Consider the following 9956-nt stretch of genomic DNA (forward strand, 5'->3'; position numbering starts at 1 on the left):
CGGCGTCCAGGCCCTGGTCGAGGCGGCCGACCTGGCTGAGTTCGCGCTGGATGTCCTGCGAGCGGCACAGCCACCAGTAGGCCAGTGCCGACACCGCCAGGCCGATCGGCATGCTCACGTCGGCGCCGCCCAGTTGCTCGGCCACGTAGCCAGTGTACAGGCCGGTGGCGGAGAACGGCAGCATGACCACGAAGCCGACCAGGTAGGCGCCGATGCCGCGCCAGTTCCAGCGCCCGTAGAGGCCGTCGGGCTTGAAGATCTCGCGGATCGAGAACTTGCCGTGGCGGACCACGTAGAAGTCCACCAGGTTGATCGCCGTCCAGGGGGTGAACAGGTACAGCAGGATGGCCAGGAAGTCGCCGAAGTCCTTCACGAAGTTGTCCGAGGCGGTCATCGCGATGAAGATCGCGGCGCCGCCCACGGCGAGCATCGAGAGTACGCGCTTGAGCAGCGTCGAGGTCTGCGACTTGACCGTGTCGACGATGCTCAGCAGGGTGATGGAGGCGCCGTAGAAGTTCTGCGCGGCGCTGGTCACCAGGCTGATCACGGCGAGGATCAGGATGAACTCGCCAAAGCCGTGGAACACCGAGTCGCCCAGCAGCACCAGGCCCTTGGCCAGGTTCTGGCCGGGGCTGAGCGCCGCCGCCAGCGCGCCGATCAGCATCATCCACACGCCGCCGATCATCGCGCCCAGGTAGGTCCACCAGAACGACGAGCGCACGCTGACGTTCGGCGGCAGGTAGCGCGAGTAGTCCGACACGTAGATCGCCCAGCTCAGCTGGTAGGCCGCGGCGACGAAGAACTGCGCGAGGAACGGCGTGGCCTTGAAGCCATCCAGGGTCAGTTGCTCCTGCGGCAGCCGCACATAGACGCAGAGGCCGACGGTGAACACCGCCATCACCGCGATCAGCAGGAACGCCAGCCAGCGCTGCACCTTGTGGAAGGTGTTGTAGCCGGCGATGGCCATGCCGATGGCGAGCAGCGAGAAGAGGATCGCCGAGGGCTCCTGCGGGGCGTCGAACAGCTCGTGCAGGGTCTGCCCCACCAGCAGCTGGTTGAAGGCGTTGTAGCCGACGTAGGTGACGATCGCCACCACGTACACCAGCAGCGCGCCCAGGTAGCCGAACTGCGGCCGCGACTGGATCAGCTGCGGCAGCCCCATCTGCGGGCCCTGGGTGGAATGCCCGGCCATGAACAGGGTGCCGAAGGCGCAGCCGAGGATGATGGCGATGGCCGACCACATCAGGTTGGCGCCCATGCCGATGCCGATGATGCCCACCGCCAGGGTGGTCAGGTGCGCCTCGCCGCAGAACCAGATCGGCCACAGGTGCCAGGCCTTGCCGTGGCGCTCGGCCAGCGGCACGTAGTCGATGGAGCGGGTTTCCAGGTTCAGCCGGCCTTTGGCGGCGGCAGTCGTGGACGTTGCCATGTGGGATGTACCTTTATTGAAATTGTTGTGAGCACAGCAAGGTCGTCGCCTCCGGCGACTAGCCCCGGGCCTCTTCCAGGGTCTGGTGGAGCAACCACTCCAGGTCTTCGAGGCGGCTTTCGCGCGGGTTGCTCAGGCGCGCCGGGTCGCCCAGGGCCTTGCGCGCGATGGCCGGGATGTCGTCGCGGCGCAGCCCCAGCGCGGCCAGCGACACGGGAATGCCGAGGCGGTCCAGGCACGCGCAGATGGCGCCGTGGAAGGTCTCGAAGCGGCTGTCCGCCAGGCCCATGGCGTGGCACACCGGGCCCAGGCGCGGCTCGATGGCCTCGCGGTTGAAATCCAGCACGCGAGGCAGCACCACGGCGTTGGTCAGGCCGTGCTGGCTGTCGTAGGTGGCGCCGACCATGTGGCTGAGCGCGTGGACCAGGCCCAGGCCCTTGAGGAAGGCCACCCCGGCCAGGCACGAGCCGACCAGCATGCGCCCGCGCGCATCCAGGTCGTCACCGTGTTCCACCACCCGCTCCAGGGACCCCCAGAGCAGCTCCAGCGCCTGCAGCGCGGCGCCGTCGCAGAGCGGGTTGAAGCTCGGCACGAAGTAGGCTTCCAGGGCGTGGATCACCGCGTCCAGGCCGGTCCAGGCGGTCAGGTGGGCCGGCAGGCTGCGGGTCAGTTCGGGGTCGAGGATCACCGCCTGCGGCCGCGCCAGCGGGTGCCAGACGCAGCCCTTGATGGCCCGCTCGCTGTCGGTGAGCATCGCCGTGCTCTCGGTCTCGGCGCCGGTGCCGGCGGTGGTGGGAATGCAGATTACCGGCGGGAAGTCGCTGGCGACGCAGCCCTCGGGCAGCGGCTTGTCGAAGTCGAAGGCCCACAGCGGCAGGCGCGTCTGCCGCGCCACCAGGGCCACGGCCTTGCCGCCGTCCAGGCCGCTGCCGCCGCCCAGGGCGATGATGCCGTCGGCGCGCCACTCGCGGAACGCCGCGGCGCCGGCCAGCACCGCGCGGTCGCTGGGGTTGGGTTCGATGTCGCCGAACAGCCCGCAGGCCAGGCCGGCATCGTTCAGCAGGTCCTGCAGCTCGCCGACGAAGGGCAGGCGCCGCGAGCCCTGGTCGGTGACGATCAGCGGCCGGGCGATGCCATGCCGGCGGCACAGCTCGACCAGCGCGGCGCGCGCGCCGGGGCCGTACTCGATGGGCAGCGGCAGGCTCCAGCTCTGCCGCGAGAGGGGGGAAAGGCTAGAAATCACGGGATGCACCTTCAGCAGCGGATGATGGTCGACTTGAGTTCGCTGTACTTGTCCAGGGCGTGCACGGAGTTGTCGCGGCCATTGCCGGACTCCTTGAAACCGCCGAACGGGAAGTTCATGTCGAGCAGTTCGTCGTAGCAGTTCACCCACACGGTGCCGGCGCGCAGGCGGCGGCTGGCGCGGCGGATGGCGCCGAGGTCGGCCGACCAGAAGGCCGCCGCCAGGCCGTATTCGCTGGCGTTGGCGAGGTCGATGGCCTCATCCAGGTGGTCGAACTCGATCAGGCTCAGCACCGGCCCGAAGATTTCCTCGCGGGCGATGCGCGAGGTGGCGTCGGTGAGGAACACGGTCGGCTGCAGGTAGCGCCCGCCGTCCACCGTCGCGCAGGTCTCGCCGCCGAACAGCAGACGCGCCTCGCGCTTGCCCAGCTCGATGTACTCGCGCACGCGCTGGTACTGGGCCTCGTCGATCAGGCTGCCGGTGACGCTGGCCGGGTCCAGCGGGTCGCCGGGCAGGTAGGCGCGGGCGGCCCCCAGCAACTCGGCACGGAAGGCTTCGGCGACGCCGCGTTGCACCAGCAGCCGCGAGCCGGCGCTGCACACCTGGCCCATGTTGCTGAACACCGCGGCCGCCGCGGCCTGGGCGGCGCGGCGCAGGTCCGGGCAATCGGCCATGACGATGTTCGCCGACTTGCCGCCCAGCTCCAGCCAGACGCGCTTGAGGTTGCTGTCGGCGGCGGCGCGGGCGATCTGCCGGCCCACTGCGCCGGAGCCGGTGAAGGCCAGGCAGTCGATGTCGCGGTGCAGGCTGAGCAGGCGGCCGGTCTCACCGTCGCCGGGCAGCACGTTGAACACCCCGTCGGGAATCCCCGCCTCGCGGGCCAGCGCGGCGATGCGCAGGGCGCTCAGTGGGCTCTTCTCGGAAGGTTTGAGGATCAGGCTGTTGCCGGCGGCCAGGGCCGGGGCGAATTTCCAGGCGGCCATCAGTAGCGGGTAGTTCCACGGCACTATCGCCGCGACCACGCCGATCGGCTCGCGGGTGACGGTGCCGAGGAACTGCGGATCGCAGGCCGGCACCTCGCCGCCGACCTTGTCGGCCAGCTCGGCGAACCACTCCAGGCAGTAGATGGCGCTGGGGATATCCACCGCCGTGGTGTCGGCGATGGGCTTGCCGCTGTCCAGGGTTTCCAGCAGCGCCAGCTCGTCGGCATGTTCGCGCATCAACCCGGCCCAGCGCAGCAGCACGGCCTTGCGCTGGCGCGGCGCCAGGTCAGACCAAACCGCTGATTCGAAGGCGGCGCGCGCGGCGCTGACCGCCGCCTCCACCTCGGCCCCGCGGCACAAGGCGGCCTGAGCCAGTTCGCGGCCGTCGATCGCGCTGCGTACCGAAAAGGTCTCGCCGTCGCTGGCCGGCACATGGGCGCCGGCGATGAAGGCGCGCCCCTCGATGGATAACTCCCTGCTCCGCCCACGCCAGTAGGCGACGTCTTTGAGCTGCGGCATGCGCATCCCCTCGTGTTGTTCTTGTTCAGGCGGGGCGATGCTAGGTGATACTGAAAAACCATTCAATAGAGCACAGAGCCTTTATTGAATTTATTTTCAGTAAAGACTGGAGCGGAAACGTGCGATGGCCGCGAAAACCCACGCGGCAGAAGGCCTCTCACACCGGCGAGGGAAACGACGAACGGCAAAGGATAGGCGTGCCCGGCTCGCAGCCGGGCGACTTCAGGCGAAGGCCGCGCGCAGCAGGTCCGGCAGCAGCACCCCGGCCGGCCCTTCCAGGCTGAACTGGCGCGGGCCGCGCACGCTCACTGGCTGCGGATTGATGTGGGCGACCACGGCGCCGCTTGCGGCAGCCAGCTGCGGGATCTGCGCGGCGGGCTGGACCACGCCGGAGGTGCCGATGGAGAGCAGGCAGTCGCAGTCGCGGGCGGCGGCGAAGGCGTCACGCAGCGGCGCCTCGGGGAGCATCTCGCCGAACCACACCACGCCGGGGCGGACGCGTTCGCCGCAGTGGGCGCAGCGTGGCGGTTCCAGGCGGCGGCCCTCCTCCGGCTCCCGCAACGCGCCGGGCAAGCCCGCGTGAGCCCGGCCGCAGGCGACGCAGCGCGGCTGGTGCAGGCTGCCGTGCAGGTGCAATGCCGAAGGGCTGCCGGCACGCTCGTGGAGGTCGTCGACGTTCTGCGTCACCAGGGTCAGGCGCGGCACCCGCGAAGCCAGTTCGGCGATGGCGCGGTGGGCCGGGTTCGGTTGCGCCGCCAGCACCTTCATGCGCCGCCATTCGTACCAGCCCCAGACCAGCGCCGGGTCTTCGGCGAAGGCCTCGGGGGTGGCCAGCTGGGCGGGGTCGAAGCGTTCCCAGAGGCCGCTCAGGGCGTCACGGAAGGTCGGGATGCCGCTCTCGGCGGAGACCCCGGCGCCGGTGAACACCAGCAGGTGGCGGGTGTTGCGCAGGGCGTCGAGCAACGGTTGTGGATAAGGCATGGGGTCGGCCGTCATCCCCGCGCACGCGGGGACCCAGTGAGGGGGATGCGGCCGATTATTCGCGGATGAAGGCGAGCCCGGCAAGGCGACGCGTCAGGCCCAGCCGGCCAGGCGCAGCAGCCACCAGGCGAGGATCACCAGTTGCACCAGGTAGCCGGCGAAGCGCAGCCAGACCAGCAGCGGCGAGGTGCCGATCAGGTGCATCAGGCTCTGGAAGATGCGCGCCGCCAGCAGCGTGGGCGCCAGCGGGTCGGTGACCTGCACCTGGCCGGTGAGCATGGCGTAGAGCAGCACGGCGAAGAACAGCGGCAGGTTCTCCACGCAGTTGGCATGGGCCCGCGCCAGGCGCTGGCCGAAGCCCGGCGTGCTGCTGCCGTCGGCGGCGAAGGCGTTGACCGCGCGGCTGCCGGAGAGCACCAGCAGGCCGCGATGGTTGACCAGGATGAAGACCAGCAGAAGGGTCCAGGCGACCAGGCCGAGCAAGGCCACCGCGCTAGGGCTGAGGGACATGGTGAAGCTCCTTGTTGTTGTTCTGGTGGACATCGGGATGACGTCTGCGGCGAGTCTAGAGCAAATACTCTAGGCACCGCGAGTCTCTTGGAAAACAAAGAAATGGCCACTTGCCATCACCAGTGATAGTCTGCGCCGCCGCCACCGATGTGGCAGTTTTGTGACATGACATGGAGTGACAGGATGTTCGTCAAACGCATTATCGCCGGGGCCGCGCTGGTCGCCCTGTGCAGTGGCTGTGCCAGCGGCCTGAGCGCCCCGCAGAAAGCCGAGTACGCCCGCTACGAGGCCAAGGGCCAACTGGTCGAGGAGAAGAGCCCCGGCGCCGGCGCGGCGCTGGGCCTGCTGCCGGGCGGCGGTTCCTTCTACGGCCGCGAATATGGCTACGGCGTGCTCAACCTGCTGCTGTGGCCGCTGTCGATCCTCTGGGACCCGGTCAGCGGCTACGACGCGGCCAAGTCGATCAACTACCAGGCCACCCGCGCCAACCTCGAGTCGAAGTCGGAGAAGGAACTCACCGCCCTGGACGACCAGCTGAAGAGCGGGCAGATCGATCTCGCCTCCTACACGCTGGAGAAGCGCAAGATCGACAAGAAATACGGCACCGACTGAGCCGCCGGCTCAGCCCTTCCCCGCCCGCGCCAGGCAGCGTTGATAGCGCTCGTCGACGCGCTGGGCGAACCAGGCCGTGGTGAGGTTGCGGGTGATCTTCGGGCTGTGCAGCGTGATGCCCGGCAGTATCGCCCGCGCCAGCGGCTTGCCCTCGTTCTTCTCCGCCAGGGCGTAGACCTTGGCGTAGAGCGTGGTCTCGGCGAACTCGGCGCGCTCGCCCTGCTCCAGGGCGCGGCGGATCTCGCTGTCGTTCAGCCCCAGGCGCGGCCCCAGCGCGCGCACCGCCAGCTCAGTGGCGCCGGCGGCGCTGGAGTCGTAGCGGATCAGGTCGCCGTCCAGCGCCAGCGGTATGCCGCTGGCCAGGCTCACGGCGCGCTGGAAGGCGGCGTTGCGGCTGGCGTACCAGCCGGCGTTGAAATCGGCGAAGCGGTACAGCGGCCGTTCGTAGTCCACCGGGTAGCCGAGCAGGTGGGCGATGCCGAAGTACATGCCGCCGCGACGGCTGAACACTTCCTGGCGCAGGGTGCCCTTGCGCGCATACGGGTAGCCCTCGGCGTGCTGTTCGGCGAAGGCCACGCTGACCTGCATCGGCCCGCCGGTGCGCACCGGGTTGAAGCGACCGAACAGCTGCTGGCCGAGCGGCACCATGCCGATGAAGTCGTCGAAGATCGCGCTCAGCTCGCGCTCGCTGCGCACCTTCTCCAGGCGCTGGCTGTAGCTCTGCCCGGTGGGTGATTTCAGCGCCAACGCCGCGTCCAGCAGCAGCTCGGGAATGTGCAGGCGGGCGGCGCGCTTGTTCATCTCCGCGCGGGCGATGCGGCCCAGGCCGGGCACCTGCGGGTCGGCCTGGAAATTCGACTCCTGCTCGGTGATCGCCAGCACCGAGCAGAGGTTCTCGCGGCTCGGACGGATGCGCTGGGCGGCGAACGCCACCTGGATGTCCGTGGCCCAGCCCGTGCGATCGCCGACGTTGGCCGGCAGCAGCTTCGCCACGCTGGCGCGCACTTCGGCCGGGGTCGGCTCCGGCGCCTGGCGGCTGGCCTGCGATCCGCAACCGGCCAGGGCCAGCAGGCCAAGCAGCAGGAACAGGCCACGACAGCCGGAAACGGCGCCGCGCGATGGACTGAGGACGAGACTGGACATGGACACTTCCCGGCGAAACGACGCCGCGACCATGGCAGAAATGCCGCGCCCAGGCCAGCCCGGGCTGGCCCAGGGCGGCGCTTCCCGGTAGGGTGCCTGCTCCCTCGACCAGACCTTGCGCCCCATGCCCACCGACAAACATCCCCGCACGCGCCGCTGGCTGCGCCGCACCCTCGGCCTCGGCGGCGGCCTGGCCGTCGCCACCCTGGGCTTCTTCGCCTGGCAGACCTTCTACCCGGTGCAGGCCGCCAGCGGCTGGGAATACCGCGTGGCCCACGAGCACGTGCTCAAGGCCGCCGCGCTGAGCCACGACGGCGCCGGCAACCTGCTGGTCAGCCAGGAGCTGCGCGAGGGCCAGGGCAGCATCCTGCGCATCGCCGCGGACGGTACGCGCAGCCTGGTGGTCGAGGGCCTATCCAAGCCCGACGGCATGCTCGCCACCACCCACGGCATCGCCTTCAGCCAGGAAGGCGGCGCCGCGCCGGTCAGCCTGCTGGGCGCCGACGGCAGCGTCACCGCGCTGTTCGACGGCATCAACGTGCAGGGCATGTGGGACGACGGCCAGTACCTCTACACCGTCGAAGACCGCAAGGGCGACGGCCGCCTGCTGCGCTACGAATGGGCCAGCCGCCGCGTGGAGGTGCTGCGCGCCAACCTCAGCGAAGCGGAGTCGCTGACCCGCTGCGCCGACGGCCGCATGTTCTACACCGAGAAGGACAAGGGCGTGGTCCGCCAGCTGACCCAGGACGCCAGCGACCCGGTCTACCTGGCCGGGCTGAACCAGCCCAGTTTCCTCCTCTGCGACAGCCACGGCCTGTGGATAAGCGAGGACGCCACCCACCGCGCGCGCCTGCTGCTGGCCACCGGCGAAGGCGCCCCGCGCACCGTGCTGGCCTACCTGAAAGCACCCCAGGCGATCCTCCCGCTGGGCGGCGATCGCTACCTGCTGGCGGAGGGCGGGCGCAACCGCGTGCTGGAGTTCAACCTGGCGCCCTGAGCCGACTTGCGGGCCGCCGGCCAGCCTCTAAGCTCGAATCCATGGCCCCCCGGATTCGAGGTGAACGATGGACATCAAGGAACTCCGCAAGCAGGGCAAGGACGCCCGTGACAAGTGCCCGCGCAGCAGCCACGCCGAACCGGGGCGCATCGATCGCGACCCGCTGCAGCTGATCCAGGCCTCCAGCGCCAACCGCGTGGAGTCACTGGTGGCGCTGCGCTACGGGCGCATGCTGGTGTCGCCCTTCACCTTCTTCCGCGGCAACGCCCTGCTCCAGGCCCACGACCTCTCCGGCACCCCGGACATGGGCATGGACCTGCCGATCTGCGGCGACTGCCACCTGATGAATTTCGGCGGCTTCGCCTCGCCCGAACGCAACCTGCTGTTCAACGTCAACGATTTCGACGAGGTCCATCCCGGCCCCTGGGAGTGGGACCTCAAACGCCTGGTGGCGAGCTTCCTGGTGGCGGCCCGCGACCTGCGCCACGGCGAGGCGGTGGAAGAACTGGTGTGCCGCGAACTGGTCGCCTCCTACCAGGAGAACATCGCCGAATGCGCGGAAATGGGCGCCATGGAGCTGTGGTACGGGCGCATCGATTATGAAGCCGCGCTGGAGCAGGAGCGCGAGAAGGACCTGCGCGAACACGTGCAGCGCGCCATCGAGAAGGCCAACCGGCGCACCCATGCCGAGTTGCTGCCGAAGATCGCCGAGCGCAACGCCGAGGGCCACCTGCAGATCCGCGACGACCTGCCGGAAATCTTCCACCTGCACGCCGCCACTTCGTTGCTGGACAAGGACGACGACTGGATGAGCCTGGAGCACTGGCAGGAACTGCACGACACCTTCATCCGCGACTACCGCACCACCCTGCAGGCCGACCGCCGCGAGCTGCTCGACCGCTTCGAGGTACAGGACCTGGTGTTCAAGGTGGTCGGCGTCGGCAGTGTCGGCACCCGCTGCCTGGTGGCGCTGCTCACCGATCCCCAGGAGCAGCCGCTGTTCCTGCAGTTCAAGGAAGCCCGGCCATCGGTGCTGGCCGAGTACGTTCGCGGCAAGCTGCGCACCCGCCACCAGGGCCAGCGGGTGGTCGACGGCCAGCGCCTGATGCAGTCGGCCAGCGACCTGTTCCTGGGCTGGACCACCGGCCCCAACGGCCGGCATTTCTACGTGCGCCAGCTGCGCGACATGAAGGTCTCGGCGGAGCTGGAAACCTTCGACGAGAAGGCCTTCGCCGCCTACGCGCGGGTCTGCGGCCGCGCCCTCGCCTGCGCCCACGCCAAGGCCAGCGGCCAGGCGGCGCGGATCGCCGGCTACATCGGCAAGAGCGACGCGCTCAACGACGCCCTGCTGCTCTACGCCAAGGCCTATGCGCTACAGAACGAACGCGATTTCGAACGCTTCCAGCGCGCCTGCCGCAAGGGCGAACTGGAGGCGCGCTCGGAGGCGGACTTCGTGGCGGATCGGATGCCCTAGACCCGGCACCCGGCCAAACGGCGGATAACGTGGAACGTTATCCGCCCTACGCCGAACCTGACCTG

At 69.4% G+C, this 9956-nt stretch carries 9 protein-coding genes; 3 read left to right on the forward strand and 6 right to left on the reverse strand.

Annotated elements, in window-relative coordinates:
• The 5 genes from P3W75_RS14225 to P3W75_RS14245 all read right to left on the reverse strand — a co-directional run.
• On the reverse strand, window positions 1-1429 hold a 1429-nt coding region (locus P3W75_RS14225; protein WP_276228001.1), incomplete at its 3' end, for a purine-cytosine permease family protein.
• Window positions 1430-1487: 58 nt separating this feature from the next.
• Window positions 1488-2672 carry an iron-containing alcohol dehydrogenase gene (locus P3W75_RS14230; protein WP_276228002.1) on the reverse strand — a complete coding sequence of 395 codons (1185 nt, stop codon included), beginning with the start codon at window positions 2670-2672 and terminating at the stop codon, window positions 1488-1490.
• Window positions 2673-2683: 11 nt separating this feature from the next.
• Window positions 2684-4174, reverse strand: a complete 1491-nt coding sequence (locus P3W75_RS14235; RefSeq protein ID WP_276228003.1) for an aldehyde dehydrogenase family protein — start codon at window positions 4172-4174, stop codon at window positions 2684-2686.
• Window positions 4175-4396: 222 nt separating this feature from the next.
• The gene (locus tag P3W75_RS14240; RefSeq protein ID WP_276228004.1) at window positions 4397-5155 is read right to left on the reverse strand and encodes an SIR2 family NAD-dependent protein deacylase; all 759 of its coding nucleotides are present in this window, start codon (window positions 5153-5155) and stop codon (window positions 4397-4399) included.
• Between the two features lie 93 nt (window positions 5156-5248).
• Window positions 5249-5665, reverse strand: coding sequence for an MAPEG family protein (locus P3W75_RS14245; protein ID WP_276228005.1), 417 nt, complete (start codon window positions 5663-5665; stop codon window positions 5249-5251).
• A gap of 183 nt (window positions 5666-5848) precedes the next feature.
• On the opposite strand from P3W75_RS14245, the gene P3W75_RS14250 reads away from it, so the two are divergent.
• Window positions 5849-6277, forward strand: a complete 429-nt coding sequence (locus tag P3W75_RS14250; RefSeq protein WP_276228006.1) for a hypothetical protein — start codon at window positions 5849-5851, stop codon at window positions 6275-6277.
• 9 nt (window positions 6278-6286) lie between these two features.
• Here the strand turns inward: P3W75_RS14250 and P3W75_RS14255 are convergent, their stop codons facing one another.
• Window positions 6287-7420, reverse strand: a complete 1134-nt coding sequence (locus tag P3W75_RS14255; RefSeq protein ID WP_276228007.1) for a DUF1615 domain-containing protein — start codon at window positions 7418-7420, stop codon at window positions 6287-6289.
• Window positions 7421-7544: 124 nt separating this feature from the next.
• Between P3W75_RS14255 and P3W75_RS14260 the strand changes: the two genes are divergently transcribed.
• Together P3W75_RS14260 and P3W75_RS14265 are read left to right on the forward strand one after the other, a co-directional pair.
• Window positions 7545-8417, forward strand: coding sequence for a hypothetical protein (locus P3W75_RS14260; RefSeq protein ID WP_276228008.1), 873 nt, complete (start codon window positions 7545-7547; stop codon window positions 8415-8417).
• Window positions 8418-8484: 67 nt separating this feature from the next.
• Window positions 8485-9891, forward strand: coding sequence for a DUF2252 domain-containing protein (locus tag P3W75_RS14265; protein ID WP_276228009.1), 1407 nt, complete (start codon window positions 8485-8487; stop codon window positions 9889-9891).
• The last annotated feature ends 65 nt before the right edge of the window (window positions 9892-9956 follow it).

It is taken from the genome of Pseudomonas citronellolis, from assembly GCF_029335315.1.
Taxonomy (GTDB): domain Bacteria; phylum Pseudomonadota; class Gammaproteobacteria; order Pseudomonadales; family Pseudomonadaceae; genus Pseudomonas; species Pseudomonas citronellolis_A.

What these genes read in the sequence shown, in the direction of transcription:
- P3W75_RS14265 (WP_276228009.1), top strand. Translation starts at nt 8,485, where the DNA reads ATGGACATCAAGGAACTCCGCAAGCAGGGCAAGGACGCCCGTGACAAG.
- P3W75_RS14255 (WP_276228007.1), bottom strand. Translation starts at nt 7,420, where the DNA reads ATGTCCAGTCTCGTCCTCAGTCCATCGCGCGGCGCCGTTTCCGGCTGT.
- P3W75_RS14235 (WP_276228003.1), bottom strand. Translation starts at nt 4,174, where the DNA reads ATGCCGCAGCTCAAAGACGTCGCCTACTGGCGTGGGCGGAGCAGGGAG.
- P3W75_RS14245 (WP_276228005.1), bottom strand. Translation starts at nt 5,665, where the DNA reads ATGTCCCTCAGCCCTAGCGCGGTGGCCTTGCTCGGCCTGGTCGCCTGG.
- P3W75_RS14240 (WP_276228004.1), bottom strand. Translation starts at nt 5,155, where the DNA reads ATGCCTTATCCACAACCGTTGCTCGACGCCCTGCGCAACACCCGCCAC.
- P3W75_RS14260 (WP_276228008.1), top strand. Translation starts at nt 7,545, where the DNA reads ATGCCCACCGACAAACATCCCCGCACGCGCCGCTGGCTGCGCCGCACC.
- P3W75_RS14250 (WP_276228006.1), top strand. Translation starts at nt 5,849, where the DNA reads ATGTTCGTCAAACGCATTATCGCCGGGGCCGCGCTGGTCGCCCTGTGC.